14 protein-coding genes, 2 tRNA genes and 1 CRISPR repeat array (1 of these 17 running past the window's edge) are annotated in these 19,860 nt (G+C 59.3%); of the genes, 11 read left to right on the top strand and 5 right to left on the bottom strand.

Features of this window, described 5'->3' with window-relative positions; translation table 11 throughout:
• A CRISPR array of direct repeats spans positions 1–329; the repeat unit is 36 nt; unit sequence GTTTTGGAGCAGTGTCGATCTAACTGGTAATCAAAC; it reaches 2,078 nt to the left of the window's first position.
• 72 nt (positions 330–401) lie between these two features.
• The 4 genes from ACTQZF_RS02255 (at position 402) to ACTQZF_RS02240 (ending at position 1,472) form a co-directional block, all read left to right on the top strand.
• A complete protein-coding gene (locus ACTQZF_RS02255) occupies positions 402–962 on the top strand; it encodes a hypothetical protein (RefSeq protein ID WP_441554457.1) in 561 nt (186 codons plus the stop codon).
• Positions 963–1,015: 53 nt separating this feature from the next.
• Positions 1,016–1,089, top strand: a tRNA-Trp gene (locus ACTQZF_RS02250).
• Position 1,090: 1 nt separating this feature from the next.
• Positions 1,091–1,175: transfer RNA gene (locus ACTQZF_RS02245), tRNA-Leu, on the top strand.
• Between the two features lie 102 nt (positions 1,176–1,277).
• A complete protein-coding gene (locus ACTQZF_RS02240; protein ID WP_441554456.1) occupies positions 1,278–1,472 on the top strand; it encodes a hypothetical protein in 195 nt (64 codons plus the stop codon).
• Here the strand turns inward: ACTQZF_RS02240 and ACTQZF_RS02235 are convergent.
• Entirely contained in the window at positions 1,469–2,257 is a 789-nt protein-coding gene (locus tag ACTQZF_RS02235; protein WP_441554455.1) for an ADP-ribosylglycohydrolase family protein, read from the bottom strand. The two genes, ACTQZF_RS02240 and ACTQZF_RS02235, sit on opposite strands and share 4 nt — an antisense overlap.
• Before the next feature lie 142 nt (positions 2,258–2,399).
• Positions 2,400–2,852, bottom strand: coding sequence for a helix-turn-helix domain-containing protein (locus tag ACTQZF_RS02230; protein ID WP_441554454.1), 453 nt, complete (start codon positions 2,850–2,852; stop codon positions 2,400–2,402).
• A gap of 210 nt (positions 2,853–3,062) precedes the next feature.
• On the opposite strand from ACTQZF_RS02230, the gene ACTQZF_RS02225 reads away from it, so the two are divergent.
• Positions 3,063–3,317: a hypothetical protein gene (locus ACTQZF_RS02225; RefSeq protein WP_441057771.1), complete on the top strand. Its 255-nt coding sequence runs from the start codon at positions 3,063–3,065 to the stop codon at positions 3,315–3,317.
• Positions 3,318–3,488: 171 nt separating this feature from the next.
• Here ACTQZF_RS02225 and ACTQZF_RS02220 read toward each other — a convergent pair whose 3' ends face one another.
• From ACTQZF_RS02220 to ACTQZF_RS02210, 3 genes are all read right to left on the bottom strand, one after another.
• The gene (locus ACTQZF_RS02220; RefSeq protein WP_441554453.1) at positions 3,489–5,942 is read right to left on the bottom strand and encodes a phosphatidylinositol-specific phospholipase C; all 2,454 of its coding nucleotides are present in this window, start codon (positions 5,940–5,942) and stop codon (positions 3,489–3,491) included.
• Positions 5,943–6,247: 305 nt separating this feature from the next.
• Positions 6,248–6,841: a hypothetical protein gene (locus tag ACTQZF_RS02215; protein WP_441554452.1), complete on the bottom strand. Its 594-nt coding sequence runs from the start codon at positions 6,839–6,841 to the stop codon at positions 6,248–6,250.
• A 356-nt stretch (positions 6,842–7,197) separates the two neighbouring features.
• The gene (locus ACTQZF_RS02210) at positions 7,198–8,694 is read right to left on the bottom strand and encodes an InlB B-repeat-containing protein (RefSeq protein WP_441554451.1); all 1,497 of its coding nucleotides are present in this window, start codon (positions 8,692–8,694) and stop codon (positions 7,198–7,200) included.
• 449 nt (positions 8,695–9,143) lie between these two features.
• Here ACTQZF_RS02210 and ACTQZF_RS02205 point away from each other — a divergent pair, with 449 nt between their 5' ends.
• The 6 genes from ACTQZF_RS02205 (at position 9,144) to ACTQZF_RS02180 (ending at position 19,854) form a co-directional block, all read left to right on the top strand.
• Complete coding sequence (locus ACTQZF_RS02205) at positions 9,144–9,776, top strand: cyclodeaminase/cyclohydrolase family protein (RefSeq protein WP_441554450.1); 633 nt, start codon at positions 9,144–9,146, stop codon at positions 9,774–9,776.
• A gap of 2 nt (positions 9,777–9,778) precedes the next feature.
• Positions 9,779–10,633 carry a bifunctional 5,10-methylenetetrahydrofolate dehydrogenase/5,10-methenyltetrahydrofolate cyclohydrolase gene (locus ACTQZF_RS02200; RefSeq protein WP_441554449.1) on the top strand — a complete coding sequence of 285 codons (855 nt, stop codon included), beginning with the start codon at positions 9,779–9,781 and terminating at the stop codon, positions 10,631–10,633.
• Positions 10,634–10,732: 99 nt separating this feature from the next.
• Complete coding sequence (locus tag ACTQZF_RS02195; protein WP_441554448.1) at positions 10,733–12,256, top strand: C69 family dipeptidase; 1,524 nt, start codon at positions 10,733–10,735, stop codon at positions 12,254–12,256.
• Between the two features lie 147 nt (positions 12,257–12,403).
• Positions 12,404–12,820, top strand: a complete 417-nt coding sequence (locus ACTQZF_RS02190; RefSeq protein ID WP_154515830.1) for a hypothetical protein — start codon at positions 12,404–12,406, stop codon at positions 12,818–12,820.
• A gap of 8 nt (positions 12,821–12,828) precedes the next feature.
• Positions 12,829–14,592 (top strand): ABC1 kinase family protein, encoded by a 1,764-nt coding sequence (locus tag ACTQZF_RS02185; RefSeq protein WP_441554447.1) that lies wholly within the window; start codon positions 12,829–12,831, stop codon positions 14,590–14,592.
• Positions 14,593–15,024: 432 nt separating this feature from the next.
• Positions 15,025–19,854 carry a DUF4430 domain-containing protein gene (locus ACTQZF_RS02180; protein WP_441554446.1) on the top strand — a complete coding sequence of 1,610 codons (4,830 nt, stop codon included), beginning with the start codon at positions 15,025–15,027 and terminating at the stop codon, positions 19,852–19,854.
• The last annotated feature ends 6 nt before the right edge of the window (positions 19,855–19,860 follow it).

The following is a 19,860-nucleotide window of genomic DNA, read 5'->3' as shown; positions in this document are numbered from 1 at the left end:
TCGAACAGCTCGCCCATGATCTCGATGAATGTTTTGGAGCAGTGTCGATCTAACTGGTAATCAAACTTCAAGCGCTCGGATGTCGTCGGCAAGGAGGTTTTGGAGCAGTGTCGATCTAACTGGTAATCAAACGAAGTGGTGCAGCCCGTCACGGTAGTCGCAGTTTTGGAGCAGTGTCGATCTAACTGGTAATCAAACTCGGCAAACTCGTCTCTGTTCGAGTAACCGTTTTGGAGCAGTGTCGATCTAACTGGCAATCAAACTCGTAACAGACTAACCACGGGAGCGCCCAAGTTTTGGAGCAGTGTCGATCTAACTGGTAATCCGGCCCTGCTGCGCGTCACCATGGCGACCTACAAGCCGGGCCCCCCGGCTTCGAGGACGACCAAGACGCGGAGCTCGTGGAGGGAGTGAGGCCGGAGGAGCTGCGCGACCTGTGGGCTCAGTTCAAGGATATCGACGAGGACGAAAGCCTGACGAGAGTCGAGAAGGACGCGGCGAAGCGTGCCGTGCTCGGTTCGCCTGGGCCTCCAGTCGTGTATAAGAAGCCGAAAGAGACCTTCGCGCACGAGCGCGGCGGCTCCTACGACCTCGCGGCGCACGAGGCGCTTCGGGCAGCCGGTCACGAGGTCGTCGTCCGCAAGGAGGACGCGCCGGAGGGCTTTTCCAATATCGACCTGCTGCTCGACGGCAGGCTATGCGAGCTGAAGAGCCCGACAAGCGATGCGTCTGGCATCAACGGGCTTAGGTTCATCGAGCGCAATATAAGAAAGGCAGTGCGGCAGTTCGAAAAGGTGGAAGGTGGGCCGGTGAGGCCCTCTATCGTCGTGCTTAACTGCGAGGAAGTCCCTGTGACAAGAGAGAATGCGCTGAAGCGCGTGCGGCTCGAGATGTCGAGGCATGACATCGACCGCGTTATCTTGTTGACCAGGGGCGGGGCCATAGACGACATAAAGAAATAAGCCCCAGGTTAGCTATCCAGCACGCCCAGGGCTTTTCAAATCAGATTATACACACCTGGCTAGCACAATGGCAGTGCGGCGGTCTCCAAAACCGCTTACCGGGGTTCGATTCCTCGGCCAGGTGCCATCGGGGCGTGGCGGAACGGCAGACGCGCGTGCCTCAGGAGCACGTGGGCATCGCCCGTGCGGGTTCGAGTCCCGCCGCCCCGACCAAAACGTTGAACCAGGCCATCCGCACGGGTGGCCTTTTTCATGCCGAAAAGCGCCCCGCACGGGGCAAGACGATGCCCCGTACGGGGCGGAAATGGAGGGAGCATGGCCCAGGAGACCACGCCCGCCGAGACCGATCCGATCGACCCTGCACAGGGCGGAGAGACCGGTCAAGAGCCCGACTACAAGGCGCTCTACGAGAACGCACTGAAGGAGTCGCGCAAAGACTTTCGCAGCCTCACGCAACATCGACCTCTCCATGATGCCTCCTGGCTTGTTTCTGCTGCCGACGCGCCCTAAAACAGGCAGCTCTCAATCAGATCCTTCCCTCGCAAGGCGTCGACCCACTCCTGCGGAATTGCGTCCATGCCGTAGGCTGTGCCGGCGAGGGCGCCTGCGACGGCTGCGGTGGTGTCGGTGTCGTCGCCCAGGTTGACGGCGGCAAGGACGCAATCTTCGTAACTGTTAGTGTTGACAAAGCACCAGCTGGCGGCCTTAAGGGTGTCGCGCACGAAGCCGCCAGACCTGATTTCACGCTCGGGCACGTCTTTCAGCTGGAGCACCCATGAGGGAAGCGCGCCGTCCATCGCGGACCTCATCAGCTCGATGAACGTGACGCATGACTCGGTCGACGTTCTGTGAGCGTGCGTGATCGCGGAGACCTTGCTGATCTCTTCGTCTGTCGCATCGGTGAACGCCAGGGGCGCGATGCGCATGAGCGAACCGTTGCCGTTGTCGCGCTCGCCGGAGCCTCCTTTGCCGGTGCGCAGGGCTCGAGCGGTCGTGCCGCCGTAATCGAAAACGCCGTCGATCGTATATTCGCCCCGGGCAATCCAGCTTACGAACTTGTCGCGCATGTCTGCAGTGTCGATATACCCGAGCTCCCTAATCGAGTCGCAGGTAGCAAGCGTCATAGATGTGTCGTCGCTCCAAGTGCCGGCGGGCTGCCCATGCGTGCCATAGCCAATCATGTCGGTGCATTTGAACGTGCCGCGGGGCCTGAACTCGTAGGGAACGCCCAGCGCGTCGCCGACGGCAAGTCCGTAGATGCAGTCGCGCAGTGTTATTTTCGGTCTGTCTGTCATGGAAAACTCCTCTTATACTTTGGATTGAGAATGCGCGGCAATCAGCGGCAATGTGTCCAATTCAATTCGGGACGCAGCGAGTCCCGAATTGGGAGAGCTTGTTAACAAATCTGGCAAATGAAAAACCTGCAACGCTATTGCTTTATACAGCAATAGGGGCCTCTTTCGGGCGTCCTGCCTTTGGGGTGTCGGCGAGTCGTGCCTCGATGGAAGCTTTGGACACCATGCGCTTGGTGCCATCCTTCCATGAATCCAACAGTCCTGCATTTATCAGTTGCGATACCCGTGCTGAGCTAACACCGAGCATACGAGCGGCATCCGCTGCGGTGACGGCGGGGATGTCGCCGAGTTCGCGACTGACGGCCACGGCGATAATCTTGCCACCGTGCTGCGGCTCGTGGCCAAAGTCCGGCGCAGGCAGGTCGACGCCGCCCATAAGGTGATCGTCGACCATACATGCGAGAAAATCAGCGGCGCTTTCGACAGCGTCGTTTAGGCCGGATCCGAACGTTCCGCTTCCGCCCAGCGAGCCACATGGCACAGCGTCGACAACGCCGTCCGAATCAAAGAACTCGAATTCCCATACGTAAACCATGTAAGACCTCCTCCGATGCCGGCGATTTGAGGAACATCCTAAGAGCTCACCAAGCGCATCAAACACCTTTATTGGCTCTAGTTTAAAGCCTCGTGCGGACACGATTTGGTGTTCTGCGCGCGACCGCGAAAAGGGTTTGCGGTGACTAAAATGTGGCCATAGAGATGGTTTTATCGAACTCCATGGGGTGGCGCGCGTGGATAACAACACGTGCTGTTTCACGATAAGGGTGCCGGCGTTTTCAAAGGAATAAGCATCTACCCCAATCGTATCGAGGCGGTCGTGAAGAACAACTTCCTCGGTACCCATACCAAGATCGTCTACCTCAAGGACATTACGGGTGTCAACAGGGTCAAGGGTAAGCGCGTGCTCCTCCGTAATAGGTTGCTGACCGCCTGTTCCCACAGGCTGAGCAGTCATTCCCAGGCTCAGGAACTTGTGAACGTGCCGAACTCGGTGATGTAGCCGATAGCGACGTTCGGGCTAAAATTGCGGCTGTGCATTGGACGACGCAGCGGCTGAGCGCTCGACCTGCGAGTGCGCTGGACACGCTGCTCACTCATCTGCAAAAGCTAGGGGCGCAGAACGGTATTCTGCGCCCCCGATTGAGTCGATGTGTCCAAACGGTCGGCTTGCCTATTCGCTAGCGCCTTCGCTGTCTTCGCGGTCGTTGACAAGCATTGCTGCGCCGGCGACCGTTGTAGCTATGGCGGCGGCAGCGAGCCCGGCGGCAATGCCAGAGCCGTCGCCCGTGTCGGCGAGCTTTCCGCCCGAGCCCTTGCCCTTGTTGCCCTTACCGTTCTTGTTCGCGCTGCCCGCGTTGGCGCCGGCGCCGCCTGCACTGTCCGAGGCCGCTACGGTAAAGCTTGCGGCTCCGTCGCTGGCGAGCGTGTAGTTCTGCGCCGCGTCGCCCAACAGGTCTTTTTTCGCACGCACCCAGTACGTTCCCGCGGCAAATGCCTCACCCTCGGCCATCGCCGTTCCCGGAGCGCCGTTTGCATCGTGCATAAACTCGAGTTGGGCGGTGCAGGCATCGTTTTCGAGCTTGCCCTCGAGTGATGCCGTAATCTTGGCGCGCACGTCCTCGCCGGCCTTAAGGCCCTCGAGCCCCTTAAAATGGGGCGTCAACGCGCGCGGATCGATATCGATGGGCACGGAGCCCCGCAGCGCCGTAACGGTCTTGTTGCCCAAGGCGTCGACATCCACATATACGATTTCAAACACATGGCCCGAAGCCGCCACGTTGAGTACGTTGCTGCTGTCGACGAGGCGGAAATAGCCCTCGCCAGCGGTCTTGCCATCCTGGAGCGAGGCATCGCTCAGCGAGTCGCCGTACGTCATGCGCATGCGGGTCGGGAGGTGGTACGAAGCCGTCTGCTTGTGCTCCGTATCGTAATTGCGCTGATAGATGCTCCGGGCCAGCGCTGCATCAACAAAGTCGGATGCGATGATGCCAATGTGCTTGAGGTAATCTGGCTCTGTATCCTCGGTGCCGTCGGGATTGATGTACGGGCTCTTGTACAGATGCTCGTTGACCACTCGCGCTGCGGTAAAAGGGTTGTTTTGCGTGCAGCTGGTGTAGTTGATAGACCAGCAGCGCTCCGTTGCCTGCATCGTTGTTCCATCCGCGGCAGTGATATCTACAGTCTTGCGCTCGAGTTCGGACGCTGCCTTCAGGGCGCTATCGACCCATGCTATCTTACTGGATCCCGTGCAGCTGTAATGGTCTTGGGCATATACCTTTGTGCAATAGGGCTCTATGTTGCCCGCATTGCCCGTAGTCTCAAAGCCCTGCGCGTCTTTGACGAGACACATAGAGGAGCTGTCTGAGTGTGCTGCGATTTTTTTGTCCCATTCGGTGAGGTCGAGGCCCCATGTGTGGCCGCTTACGCTGCTGCCGGCGAGTCCAAATCGACGCAGCAGGACGATCTTTCCGCGCACCTCGCCCAGTGTGGGAACGTGGCTCGACGTATAGAACAGATTGGGATCATTGCCCAAAACCTTGGCGAAAGCCGTCGTAGCACTTTCGTCGGTGGCTTCGTTGTTGCCTCGTGACACAAGCATGATGAGCGCTTCTGACGGGTTTTCTTTCAAAAATGTTTTGAAGTAACCGATGACATCGGAGAGCTGCATATAGTGCCCGTCTTTTTTGAACAGGTAGCATCCTCCATGGACGATACCGGGGTCGTCGTGCTCGTTGTTCCCTCCAAGTCGGATATCAAAATAGCGAATGCCTTCGAGCAACTGCGTGGGTATGTAATCCTGCTGGCACTTTACAAGCGAGGTTTGGGGCTCGGTGTCGTTGTCGACGCTGCAGGTGCTCGTATCATGCGTGCCCGGGATGCTCAGCTCGTCGAGGTATTTGTTGTTGTCGACGTATTTCATCCAACATGGTCCGTCGACGTAGCTGCTATACTTGATCCAGTCGATACTGCTAACTGTGGTATTGATCTCGCCCATGTCGTAACCGACAAGTTCGAGTTCCCACGGAATGCTCTTCCTCTTGTGGCAGATCTTGTTGTCGTCTTGGTCTTTGCCGTCCTTTTCTATGGCCAGGTAATTAATGTCTTTGTCCTCGTTTGTGCGGTCTCGGATGATGTAGGTTCCGTTTGGCTGGCGGTCGAACGCAAAAGAGCGGCTGGGCTTGCCGTCATGCTCGCCACTCCATACGTGGATGACCTCTCCATCTTTGTCCGAGTCGCCATCGACCGACCAAATGCTGTAGCCCGTCTTCTTGTGCTCTTCGAAATTGAGCAGGGTGCGGATGGCATACCATTTTGTATTATCTGTATCGGTCGCTACGTGCTCAAGGATGAGCTTGCTGGACGTGCCGTCATTAAATAGGTGGCAGACGTTGCCGATGACGTTGCCGTCTTCGTTGACGCTCGCGGTGCGAAAATAGCCCGCGGGGCGAAGGCGAATGACGAACTTGTCGAGGCTGGCCGCTGGATCGGCCGTGCCGTCCGCAAAGGCTGTCCGCGGACTAATGCCCAGCATGGCGGTTTCGGGCAGGCTTGCCAGAGGCGACAACGCTGCAAGTCCAAGGCCCAGCGTAAACGCTCGGCGACTGATGGCGTGATGTTCGGTCATAACTCCTCCATTCGCAGGGTGCGGCTGCGCGCTCGTTGTGGCCACTATACTGCCCATACGTTTAAAGAAGCCGGTATAATTGTCTGCGCGGCGCAATAAATCGGCGGGCGGACGTGTTGGGGTGCTTGCCGTTTTCGTACTGTTGCCACATTTGGGGTGGTTCCGGCATCCGGCATCCTCGCGTTCGTCGGCTACCGGCATAAGAAAGGGAGGGTCGGTTTACCGGCCCTCCCTGGGTACGAAGCGCTGGGGCACCGCCGCTTGTTAGCACTGCACTCGTGTTTCCCGTTGCGCTCGCCAGTCGCTTAGCGCTTGATCTCGATATCGTCGAGCTTGACGTCCATGGCCTCGGTCTTGGCCTTGGCGATGTCATCGGCAAACTCCAGGGACTTCATCATGGTCTCGACAGCGTCCTTGTGCTCTTCAACGTTGTCGATGCGCACATACACGCTACCACCGTCAACGTCGGTGAAGTACTCGGTTGTCACACCGCCCGAGTGCGTAAAGTAGGCGCTGCGCCAGGTTTTGCCGTTGTACTTAACGGGGTCGCTCTCGGTCCATCCGGAGTTGGCCTTCCACTTTGCCTCGTAGTCGAACAGCTCGTCGGCGTTCTTGTCAGAGTCGAAGACAGGGATGAAGCGATCGCTGGCGTGCTCGCTCTCGGTGAACTTAAACTGGGCCCTATCGGCGGTGTCGCCAGCGACGTCGGTGATCTCGACGCCCTCGGGGACCTCGACCTTAAACCAGATGAAGTCGGTCCTCATATCCACGGCTGGTTTTTCCGCGCCGCCGCCACTGCCACTGCCGGTAGCGCCACCGCTTCCGCCGCAACCCACCAGGGCAACTGCAGCAAAGAGACTGATGCAGAGGGTGAGAATCGCAAAGGCCTTCTTTTTCATGGTCGTGTCTCCTCATCTGTAACCGCCCATGGATTACCTGCCTTTACTGTACGCGCGAGCGGCTCGTAAGGGTGGGCCATGTGTCCCATTCTGAGGGCTGGATTTGCGCCGTTAAGTGGCAATATGTCCGGGCGCAAAAGAGGGGAGGGCCGGTGCTGCTGTCCTTCCACTGGTTCCATGTTTGGTGCGGTGGGGCGGAGCGTAGCCGGGGGGTACGGATCTTGACGACGGACGCATCCGGTTGGTCATCGTGGGCGCCTCGCCACAGCTTTTTGTGCAAAAAGGGGCCCGCACCTTTTGCGGTGCGGACCCCTTTGCGTTGCAACAAGTTGCTGCGGCGTGTTTCGAAGATGAGATTACTTACGAACCTTAGACACGACAGCGCTGGCGACAAAGCAGGCGATTGCCATGATGCCCATAGCAGCGACGATGTTGGCGGAGGCGTCACCCGTGCTGGGCAGAGCCTGCTTGTTGGCCTTGGTCTTTTTGGCGGGCTTGCCGGCAGGCTTGTTGTCGGAAGGCTTGGGCGCGGGCTCGTCCTTCTTCCACTGGGCGTAGAGCGTCACAGGAGCGGAAAGCTCAACCTTATCGCCCGCGGCATAGCTTGTGCCGGAGCCGTCCTTTGCGGTGTTCCAGCCCACGAAGGAGTAGCCCTTGCGCACCGGCTGCTCGGCCGTAACCTCGGCCTCGGTAACGTGCTCGACGGTAGCGAAATCGACAGCTTGCTTATCCTCGGAACCGTTCAGGTCGTAGGAGAGATCGTAGGCCTTCTCCACGAAATCAGGCTTGACGAAGCCGCAGAACTCGCACTTAGGGGTTCCCGTGCGAGTCCAAGTACCGGTATTGTCAGAGGTCCACTCGGTGTAGGTGACATCGTAGGCGTTGTCATGCTCGCCGTCGGTGTAGTCGTGGGTGAGCATCTTGCCACCGGACCAAACGAGCTTGCCGTCGATGGTTACATCGGTTCGGCCGGAATTCTGACTGTTTTCGCCGTACAGCTCGCCGCCAAAGCCAAACACCTTAGAGCACGTGACCGGGTCAGTCTTAAGGCCCGTGACAGTGGTATTGCCCGTGATGTTGATTTTATACTTATAGTCGATTTTATTCTCTTTGTCGACCATGTTGCTGTCGTTGATTTTGAGGGCGGTTTTGTTGGGCGAGGTCGACTTGAACGTGCAGTTGTTCACGTTGACGGTGATGTCGTTCTTTCCTGCGCCATAATCGGTGAAGACGTTGATAGCCTTGCCGGCACAATTGAAGGTACAGCCATCGAACGTCATGGTCGGCGAGCTGTATGTCCAGATGGAGTAGTCGCCGCCGGGCGCATTGAACGTCGTGTTCCTGAACTCGGCGGAAGAATAACCCCAGTAGAACGTCTTGCCATTAACAATGCAGCTGTCTACCACGGTTTTGTCGGCACGAATGAAGCCAAGATAGTCCGCAGAGCCCGAACGCAGCGTCATGTTCTTGAACGTCACGGTACCGGCGCCGTCAAAGGAATAGTCGCCGTTGTACTCGGTACCATAGTTTGCAGGATCGGGCACGAGCGCACCGATGTTCCATGCGGTCTTGTCCGTGCCCAGACCCTCAAAGGTAAGGTCCTTGCCCTTGGTGTGGTCCGTGGAGCTCACGCCGTAGAGGGTGTAGTTGCCCTTGCCGAGCTTGATGGTGTCGCCGGTCTGCGCATCGGCGGTAGCGTCGGCAAGTTTATCGTAGGTTTTACCGGTGCGGGCATTGGTAATCGTGCTGGTGACGTCGTCTGCGAAAGCAGGCGATGCTACGCCCATCGTGACGAGCGCAACGGCAAACAGCGCTGCGACCGCACGAGAGGCCGTTTTCAAAAACGACTTCATGCTGAGACTCCTTCGACTCTAAAAGTAATAAATCAGCGTTAATATTATAGAACTTCTGACATTTTACTAAACCTCTATTTCGCGCCTTTATCGGTACGCCAATCTTTCTCGCGCTTCTTGCATATTTATTCCGCATACCTGCGTCTTTGTTGCATCGGATTGTGCAACAAAGACGCATTCGTTTTGCCGGTGTGGTTTGCGCGATGGCACTTGGCGTGTCTATGGCCCAATGGGCTGGGCGCAAGACTGACCTTGACAGGAGGTCGGGATTGATTGCTTGGCGATAGGCGCAACGATGTTGCGCCTATCGCCCGCCATAGAAAAGTGCGATAACTGGGCGCACTGACGCGAATGCTCTTATGGGCTAGACTAGACACCACGAAATACACGATGCGTTCGGGCGGCGCCGACTGTCCGATTAGCTTGGCAAGCATTGAAGGTACATGCACATGAGCCAAGAGATGATGGATAAAACCTGTCGAGAGTTTGCCGAGGCGCTTGCCGCGCGCGAGCCGGTTCCCGGCGGCGGTAGCGCGAGCGCCTTTGTGGGCGCGCTGGGAGCCTCACTTTGCGGGATGGTTGCCCGCTACGGTGCGACCAATCCCGCGCTTGCTGATCGTGCAGATGACCTGACGCGCGCGTTTGCTCAGGCTGATGAGCTGGCCCATGAGCTTGTCGAGTTGGTTGCCGAGGACGTTCGTGCCTACGGGCAGGTGTCCGCGGCGTACGGTATTTCGCGCGAGGATCCGGCTCGACTGGCTGCGATTCAGGATGCGCTGCACGTGGCGGCTATGCCACCGTATCGCATTATGGATGCCTGTGGGCGCGCGCTGGCGCTGCTCGAGGACATGGCCGATAAGGGGTCGCGCCAGCTGCTGTCCGACGTGGCTTGTGGCGCCGTGTTCTGCCGCGCCGCCATGCAGGGCGCGAGTCTGACGCTCTTTGCCAATACCACGTCTATGAAAGACCGGGCACGCGCCGAGGAGCTCGAGGCGGCGTGCGATGAGCTGCTGGATACGTGGCTGCCGCGTGCCGATGCGCTGGCGCGCCGTGCCGCCGACGCAGCCAGGAAGAGGGGATAGCCATGTCAGAGCTGCTCAAGGGTGCTCCCGTTGCCCGTGCCTTGACCGAGGAACTCGCTGCTCGCTGCGCCGTCCTGCGCGAACGCGGCGTTGTGCCGACGCTGGCCATCGTTCGTGTGGGCGAGCGCGAGGACGATCTATCGTACGAGCGCGGCGCCCTCAAGCGCTGTGAAAAGGCTGGCATCGATGCTCGCCGCGTTTTGCTTCCCGCCGATGCTTCGCAGGATGAGCTGCTGGCGGCTATTAAGGACATCAATGCCGACCCCGCCGTTCATGGGTGCCTAGTGTTTCGCCCGCTGCCCGCTGGGCTTGACGAGGATGCGGTTGCCGCGGCACTCGATCCCGCCAAGGATGTCGACTCCATGACGCCGGCCTCGCTACTTACCACGCTTTCGGGGCGAGGCGAGGGCTTTGCTCCTTGCACGGCCGAGGCCGTGTTGGCGTTGCTGGACCATTACGGTGTTGAGCTGGATGGGGCCAAGGTCGCGGTCGTCGGTCGGTCTCTGGTGATTGGCCGTCCCGTTGCCGCCATGCTTACGGCTCGCAATGCCACGGTGACGACGTGCCATACGCACACGCGCGACCTTGCTGCCGAGTGTCGTGCGGCTGATGTAGTGGTTGCGGCCGTTGGACGCGCGCGCACGATTGGCGCGGATGCGGTTCGCGAGGGCCAGACGATCATCGATGTGGGCATTAACTGGGACGAGGCCGCCGGCAAGCTGGTCGGCGACGTCGATTTTGATGCTGCGGAGCCGATCGTTAACGCCATCACACCCGTGCCGGGCGGCGTGGGGGCTGTGACCACCGCGATTCTCGCCAAACACGTGATCGAAGCGGCCGAGCGCACATCGAAATAGGCTTTTGACCACGGGGGCTGCCGAGACTGTGGTTTCGCCCTTTTTGCACCGAAGCGATACACTGTTGCCGTTTGATTTCTTCGCTCAAGGAGGATGCGCATGCCGTGCACAACGATTTTGGTCGGTAAGAACGCGAGCTACGACGGGTCGACGCTGGTTGCCCGCAACGAGGACTCGTCCAATGGGGTGTTTGAGCCCAAGCGCATGCGCGTAGTGCATCCCGACGAGCAGCCGCGTGTCTACACGAGTGTCCTGAGCCACCTGACCGTTGAGCTGCCCGACAATCCCATGCGTTACACAAGCGTCCCCGACGTTGTCCCGGGTCATGGCATTTGGGCCGAGGCCGGTTTCAACGAGCTCAATGTTGGCATGTCCGCAACCGAGACGCTCACCACCAACGAGCGCGTCCGCGGCGCCGATCCGCTCGTGGATTTCGTGCCCGCCAAGGGTAACGAGGGCGAGGACGGCTATGCGCCGGCGCAGCCCGGCGGTTTGGGCGAGGAGGACATGGTGACCCTGGTGCTGCCGTATGCCAAGTCTGCCCGCGACGGCGTGCGCATTCTGGGCGACCTGCTCGAGCGCTACGGCACCTACGAGAACAACGGCATCGCCTTTAGTGACGTTGACGAGATCTGGTGGCTCGAGACCATCGGCGGCCACCACTGGATCGCCAAGCGCGTACCCGACGACGCCTATGTGACCATGCCCAACCAGCTGGGTATCGACAGCTTTGACTTGGACGACGCCGAGGGCGCGCAGGTCGACCACATGTGCTCGGCCGACCTACGCACCTGGATGGCCGAGTGGCATCTGGACCTGACGTTGGGCGTTAAGGGAGACGGTCCCGCCGCGGTCTTTAACCCGCGCGAGGCCTTTGGCTCGCATAGCGACAGCGACCACGTCTACAACACACCGCGCGCCTGGTACATGCAGCGCTGTCTCAACCCCAGCGATGTGTGGGACGGTCCCGACGCCGACTACACGCCCGAGAGCGACGACATTCCCTGGAGTCGCGTGCCCGAGCGCAAGGTGACCCTCGAGGACATCAAGTACGTGCTTTCGAGCCACTACCAGGGCACGGAGTACGACTGCTACGGCAGCAAGGGTACGCCCGCCACGCGCGGCGCCTATCGTCCCATCGGCATCAACCGCAACAGCCAGCTCGCCGTGCTGCAGCTGCGCCCCTATGCGCAGCCGGCGTATCGCGCCGTGCAGTGGATGGCGTTTGGCTCTAACTCGTTTAACGCGCTTGTGCCGCTGTACGCCAATGTCGAGACCATGCCCGAGTACTATGCCGACACGCAGGCTCGCGTGACGTCCGAGAATTTCTATTGGGCGAATCGCCTGATTGGCGCCTTGGCCGATGTCCGCTTCCATGAGTGCGGTCGCGCGGTCGAGGATTATCAGGAGAAGGTCGGCGGCATGGGCCACAAGCAGATTCACGACGTTGACGCTGTCGTAGCCGCGCTGCCCGAGGCCGAGGTGTCTGCCGAGCTCGCCCGCGCCAACGAGGCCTTTGCCGAGCTTGTGCGCGTGGAGACCGATGCCCTGTTGGGCAAGGTGCTCTACACTACGAGCTGTGCCATGAAGAATTCCTTCGCGATGAACGATAACGTAAGGTAAAGATAACCTTGCAACGAGCGAGCGGGGCAAACGCCGTCAAAGGCTTTGCCTCGCTCGATTTCTATCCCGGTGACAAACGATTTTGTGTCGTTTGCCCAATCTTGGGTACAAGTAGGCCAATGAAGTTGTTCACGATTGGAGCCAACCATGGTTATGAAATTCGATCAGCTTGTTAACGGTGCCATCAACGTGGGCTTCGGTGCCGCCGCCGTTGCCGTCGAGGGCGGCAAGAAGGTCCTCGACGACCTCAATGCCAAGGGCGAGCAGGTGCGCAAGGACGCCGGCACCCCCGATATCGCCCGCAGCGTGTCCGACATGTTCGAGCAGGCCGGCGGTACCATCTCCGACCTGACCGAGCGCCTGGGCATGCAGGGCGAGACTGCGGCTCAGCGCGTGCTCGACGAGCTCATCCTCGCCCGTGTGCGCGTCATGACCGCCCCCGAGCGCACGGCCTTTTTGGCCCATGTGCGCGACATCGTCGATTCGGTCGAGGACAACGTGACCTCGGTGCCCGTCGAGTCCGTTGAGCCCGACGATGCAGAGGACGCCGAAGAGGCCGAGTAGCAGCGCAGATGGCAGATTCCACCACCGATTACAGCAATCAAGATCCCTTGGGTGACGAGACGGCGGTTGTCGACGAGGTCGAGGCCGCCGTCTCGGGCGCTCGCAAGAAGCCGCGCGCTGTCGATATGGTCCCTGAGGAGCCCGACGCGATGGCGCCGGACGAGGAATACCAGCTCACGCCGGCAGGTCGTCGTGAGCGCATTGGGCAGATCGTTCGCCTGATCAAAAAGTATCGCGTGTGGGACAACCTTACGCCGGTGCGCCTGCGTCGTCTGCTCGAAGAGCTCGGTCCCATGTTCGTCAAGATGGGGCAGATTCTGGCCAACCGCTCCGAGATTTTGCCGCAGCGGTTTTGCGACGAGCTGCGCCGTCTGCGCTCCGACGTAGAGCCGGTGCCGTATGAGGTAGTGCTCCGCTGTTTGGAAGAGGAATACGGCCAGCGCCTGGGGCAGATATTCGACGCGATTGACCCCAACCCGCTCGGTAGCGCGTCGCTTGCGCAGGTGCACCGCGCCCGTCTGGTGACTGGCGAGGACGTGGCCGTTAAGGTGCAGCGCCCCGGTGCGCAGCAGGTGATGGCTCAGGATATCGACATCATTCGCTCGGTGGTGCGCATCGTTTCCAAGTTCGTCAACACCGACCAGTTTGTGGACCTGCATGGCGTGGTCGAAGAGCTGTGGACCTCGTTTCGCGAGGAGACCAACTTTTTGGCCGAGGCCAAAAACCTCAACGATTTCTATGACTTCCACAAAAGCGTGCATGGCGTCTCGTGTCCCAAATCCTACTTGGATCTTTGCACCGAACACGTCGTGGTCATGGACTACATTGACGGCATCTCGATTGCCGATCCCAAGCGCCTGGTGGCCGAGGGTTATGACTTGGAAAAGATTGGCGCCGCGATCGTCGAGGACTACTCGACGCAGGTGCTCGACGACGGCTTTTTCCATGCCGACCCGCATGCGGGAAACATCATCCTCAAGGACGGCATCGTCTACTTTATCGACCTGGGCATGGTCGGGCGCATGTCGAGTCACGACCGCGGTATCGTCAAGGACATGATTTTCGCCGTGGCCGAAGGTGACGTTCCCAAGCTCAAGGATTCGCTTATGCGCTTTGCCGTGACGCGCGGCGATTCTGCCGAGCTCGACCATTCGGCCTTTTTGTCCGACTTGGACTTTATCGTCGCCGACTTTGCAGGGCTCGATCTTAAGGATCTGGATATCGGCGAGTTTTTGACCTCGCTGTTAAATCTGGCGCGCAAAAACGACGTTGAGCTGCCGAGCGTGGTGACGATGTTCGCGCGCGGCATGGTGACGCTCGAGGGTCTGCTGACCGAGTACATGCCCGACGTCAACATGATCCAGATCATCCAGACGCACATCAAAAACGAGAAGAGCACCTATGCGCGCGTCCGCGAAATGGGGCACGATCTTGCCGCGAGCAGCTATCGCGCGGCAAAAGGCTCGCTCGAGGCGGCCGAGTATCTGGGCTTGGCGTCGCGCATGCTCACGCGCGGCCAGCTTAAGGTGAACACGCAGATTATGAGCAGCGATAAGGCGCTGCGACAGCTGGGTGGAATTGTCGACCGCATGTCGATGGCAATTGTGATCGCCGGCCTGTTTATCGGCTCGTCGGTGGTGTACTACGCGCGCATCGAGCCGGTTGTGTTCGGTATTCCGGTCATTGGCTTTATGGGCTACGTGAGTGCGCTGGTGCTGGCGCTGATGCTGGGCCGCGAGATCTGGCGCAACAGTCACGGCGGCAAGCGGTAGAGACTGCGACCGTCACCGCATTCTCCTATCGCAAACCATAGCTTTTACCTTGGGCTTCGCCTGCGTGCGGGGCCCTTTTGCGTGCTACCATATTGACAGTAATAATCGATGGCCTAGATGGTGGTGCGGAGACGCACGAATGCGCGGTTTTCCTGCGCGTTTGGGAGAATCGGGGTGCAAGTCCCCGGCTGTACCAGTAACCGTAATTCCTCTTGGCCCGGGATGGTCGCGCCGCAGATCGGACGGCGCGCCCGGGTCGGTAAGGTTAAGTCGGATCGCCTCCCATCTTGCACGCGGCCGCGGCGCATGCCGCCGGTACGCGTTGGGCTCTGGAGGGAAGGGGGGACCCCGATGGGGGTACTCGAGCGCAATGTGCGCGATGACGTGGGGCAGCCGCTGGGCAATGCTCCAAGTTCAGACAATAGGAGACAAATGGATATGTTTGAGGACGAGTGCCAGCGCGCCTCGTGGCGTCGTCATGGAGCGATTGCCCGCGGCATAGCCAAGCGCGGTCTGGTGGCGTTCCTGGCTTTTGCCATGGCTTTTGGCACCACGCCGGCGCAACTTTGGGCCGAGGGCGCCGAGGGCATTGCCGAGTCTGTGGCTCAGGCTGCGACGGGCGGCGAGGGCGCGGCGGCCGAAGGCGCCGACGATGATGCCGTCGAAAATGCCGCTGGCAGCGATAACGCGACGGCTGGTGATGCTGTCAATACAGAGGGTTCGGCTGCGCCGGTATCCGTCGCTTCCGAGCAGGGCGATGCGTCCGACTCCGTCGCCGTTTCCGCACATTCGGCATATGTGACCGTTAACTCGGCTGAAATTATTGATGCTGACGGCAACGGGCTTGCCTATGGCAGCGGTATCGCCAAGGTTGGCGATACCGTTAAGGTCGCAGCCTATTATTGGGACGACTACGACTGGGACGACGTCGAGATTTCCCAGACCGAGTACGCGAAACTGGGTTACCAGTGGTATGTCGGCAATAGCCAGTCTACCGCTCCGACGGCGTCGGGCTACTCCGCTATCGAAGGCGCAACTGCTCGTGAGCTCAAGCTGACCTCCAATCTTGCCGGCAAGTATGTCGCATGCCGTGTTACGTATGGCGCCGGCGCCGGTGACTACGAGTTCACGGCAAGCCTCAAGAACCCCGTAGAGGCTTCTGCCGAGCCCGAGGCCCCCAAGTCTGACGATGCGAAGAAGCTGGACGAGGCGGTTGCGAAGCTCAAAGCCGATGGCTATTCAGGCTGGTATCCCAATCCATCCCAGGGAACCGATACCAACATCTGCTCCATGCTTTCGGCGAAGCTTGCCAACTTGGGCTACTCGGATATCAAGGTTTCGCTTGCGGGCGTAACCTATGGCGGTCGCGATCCCAAGCAGGATGGCGGCATCGCGGATGATGGAAAGATCTCCTATTTCTTCCTGTCTCCTGCAGATAAGACTTCCGCGCTTGATTACTCGCTGCTTCGCCAGTTTACGCCGACGTATACGCTGACGCTTGGCTCCGCGAACGTGTCGTATACGCCCGGTCGCGCATCGACGCTCGCATGGGACGGCGGCAAGGTCATCGCCTATCTTAAGGCGGCATGGGCTCATGCTGAGGGTCTGCCCGACGAGATTGAGGCGGGCGTCACGCAGGGAACGCTTCCCAGCTCAATCAGCATCAACGGTATAAAGGTTGCTTCTATTGACTGGATGAGTCTTGATGACTCTGTTGCCAAGGTGAATTCCAGCTACGGCGATCCGACGGTTACGTATACCCACGGTATGACCGACCAGACTGCTTGGCTCACGGCTACGCTCTCGCTTGCGGTTCCTGGCTACAATAATGCCCCGTCAAACGGGACGGCTTATCTTGTCACCTATACCGTCAAGGCGAAAACTCAGGAGCAGATCGATGCCGAAAAGGCCGAGCTGTCAGCTGCGCTTGACCGCATTGTGCTCAAGGATTTCGCTACCCAAAAGGTAATCGATGCCAATGCCGTTGAGGGCGACATCCAGCTGCCCAATACCCGTCGTTCTGGTATCGACGCTCCATCCGGCGCCAAGCTCTCCTATGCATCGAACGATGAGGCTGTTGCGAAGGTCAACGGCTACCGCGTGGTTGTTACCCGTGATATCGAAGGCGTCTCGAATGAAGTAGTTATTACGGCTACGCTTGCCAAGGACGGCATAACCGTAACGCGCGACATCATCATCAAGGTTAAGCCCATCGACGATTCCGAGATTGACCAAGCTGTGGCATTTATGCAGCAGGTCAAGGATGCCTACGCAAAGTCTCTGCTCGGCGATAACGCTTCGGTTGACGCGGTTACCGAGAATCTGTCGACCTTTGCCGAGGCGGTGCCTACGGCAGACGGCGGTATCGAGTACCGCAAGGGTAAGGACAGCAAGCTGTCCGGCGTTGTGGCAGCAGACCTTCCTGGATACGACGCGATGTCGGGGAACGACTGGCGCACGTATCGTACGAGCGACACCTCGGTCATCTCGAACGAAAATCTAAAGGTGACGCGCCCTGAGGCCGATACCCTTGTTACGGTCGAGAGCAACCTGACGTACGCCAAGTACGAATCTCTGGCGAAGGCGCATCCCGAGAACGCTAAGCTGCAGAGCCTCATTAACCAGAGCGTTAAGGCGACGTATCGCGTTGTTGGTACGGTCGATCATTCCGACCCCAAGATTTCCGTTGCCTTTAAGCTCGTTGGTATCGACGCCGACGGCAACGACGAGGTTTGGGCCGATTCCGCCAAGAGTGTCGTTTACGGCTCGACTGCCGGCGATGTGATTGAAGACGCTCTAAAGGGCATGACCCATACCGCGACCGGTGTGGGCACGGCGAGTTACTATCTGAGTGATATCACTTCGGCGGATGGTCGCAAGCTGGGCTGGGATGCGTCGACGGGCAAGTACTGGCAGCTGTTTGTTAACGGGAAGGCGTCTGAGGTCGGCGCCGGCCAGGTTCACCTCGCCCCCGGCGATAGCGTCGTGCTGTATTACTCCGCCTTTGGCGCAAGCCTTGACGATGCGAATAAGGCTACCGTCAAAGCCTCGGTGAGCTTCATCGGACCGGCTGAGAATGGCGGCAACTCCGTATGGGCGTCTGCCAGCGACGTCAAGATGTCTGATGGATCCACCGCTGCCGATCTTACCGAGCAGGAGCTCAAGGCCGCAGGTCTCACCTATGACAGCCAGGATACGTCCGGTGCGTCGTTCTACCTTGCCAGCATCACCCGCAACGGCAAGACCTATGGCTGGGACCAGTCGACCGGTAGGTACTGGCAGCTCTATGTCAACGGCGAGTATTCTCAAAAGATGGCGGGCCAGATTACCCTCAAGCCGGGAGACAAGGTTCAGTGGGTCTACGCTGCAGATAACGAGAAGCCCCTCGAGGGCCTCATCGTCAATCCCTTCGCTTCGCGTCCGGACTGGACTGCAAGCTGGAACGGCTTTGGCAATGCGGGCGGCACGACGCTCGTGAACACGCCGACGCCCACCGAGTCTGCCGCGGAGCTGTGGAAGGTCAATCTGGCCACGGCTGCCGATAAGTGGGTTTCGCTGGGCGACCCCATCATTGCGGGCGGCTACGTTTTCGTTACCACGAACTCCGAGCTCGTCAAGATCGACAACGCGGGCAAGGTTGTTGCGCGCGTTTCCAAGGGCGGGACCACTAACTATTTCTCGCGTCCTGTGTACGCGGATGGTCTGATTATCTCGGCAAACGACGATGGTTCTGTGTACGCCTTTTCTGCCGAGACACTTGAGTGCGTGTGGAAGACCTCTGCGCTCGAGGCTCCTGCCGCGGGCGGGCGCTATCAGGCGAATTCGACCATGACGGTAGCGAACGGCTGTGTATACGCCGAGTTTGTCACGGGTGCCGGCGCTTCCGGTACCGCAACGGGCGGGGCCATGGTTTGCATCGATATTGCGACGGGCAAGATCGTCTGGTCGGATGTCATCACAAAGACCGGTTCCTCGACCGGCGAGGGTTACTACTGGGCGGGTGCCGCCGCTTCCGGCTCCGATCTTGTTATCGGTGACGAGAGCGGCTGCGTGAAGCTCATTGACGGCAAATCCGGCAAGGTCAAATCTTCTGTGAGCCTGTCTGGAAATCCCGTTCGTGCAACGATCGTTTCTGCCGGTACCGAGGGTGGCAACCCGGTCTTTTTGGCGATCGGTCGTCAGCCGGCTACGCTCTATAAGATCGTTCGCGAAGGCGATGCCCTTCGTCTTGCTGACTCCTGTGAGTTCGCAAAGGTCTCGACCTCTACGCCTGCCGTGGCAAACGGCAAGGTCTATGTTGGCGGAAGCGACTCCTCGAATAACGGCCAGTTCACGGTTGTCGACCTTGCGTCCATGAAGGTCGAGAAAACTCTCGATATGGGCAAAATGGCCGAGGTCAAAGCCTCTCCGATTGCATCTGTGCAGGGCAGCGATGTCTACGTGTACTTTACCTGCAACAAGACTCCGGGCGCTGTCTACTGCTTTAACCAGTCAACTGGCGAGGCTGTGGAGATCTATACGCCGTCTGGCCCCAATGCGAACTATTGCACTGCAAGCGTGATCGCCGATGTCCAGGGCAACCTTTACTACACCAACGATTCCGGTACGCTATTTGCTCTCAAGGCTGCTCCGGGTTATACGGTGGCCTTCGATACGCGCGGTGGCAGCACGGTTCCCAGCGCTATGACCGCACAAAACAAGACCATGATTGCCCCTGCGAACCCCGAGCGCTCCGGTTACACCTTTGCAGGCTGGTATAAGGATGCCGATTGTAATCAGGCTTGGAATTTCTCCAAAGACGCCGTGACGGCCGATATGACGCTCTACGCCAAGTGGACCAAGAATACCGTTGCCCCTGGCGGTAACGGCGGCTCTGGCTCCAACGGCGGCAATGGCGGCTCGGGTAATGCCGGTGCTGGTTCTGGCTCCGGTAACGGCACAAATGGCCAGCAGACTGGCGGTGCTGTTGCTCCGGGCCAGAAACCGGTATCCACCACGACCAAGACCGAGACCAAGGACGGCAAGGATTCCAAGAAGGATTCCGGCAAGGGCGACAAGAAGGACAGCAAGAAGTCTGACAAGAAGTCCGGCAAGTCCAGCTCCAAGTCCGATACGGGCTCGGCCGCCGCGGCTACCGCTAAGAAGTCCGCCGAGGCTCCCGTGCAGCAGTCTGGCTTCAACCCGCTCGCCATTGTCGGCGTAGCGGCCGGCGTGATCGGGCTTGCGGTCATTGGCGTGTTCGTGTTTACCAAGCGCCGGTAGGTGAGA

The sequence above is a fragment of the Collinsella sp. LCP19S3_H3 genome (assembly GCF_052119145.1).
Classification (GTDB): domain Bacteria; phylum Actinomycetota; class Coriobacteriia; order Coriobacteriales; family Coriobacteriaceae; genus Collinsella.
The sequence above is the reverse complement of the archived record's forward strand: the minus strand, read 5'-3'. Positions and strand labels throughout refer to the sequence as shown.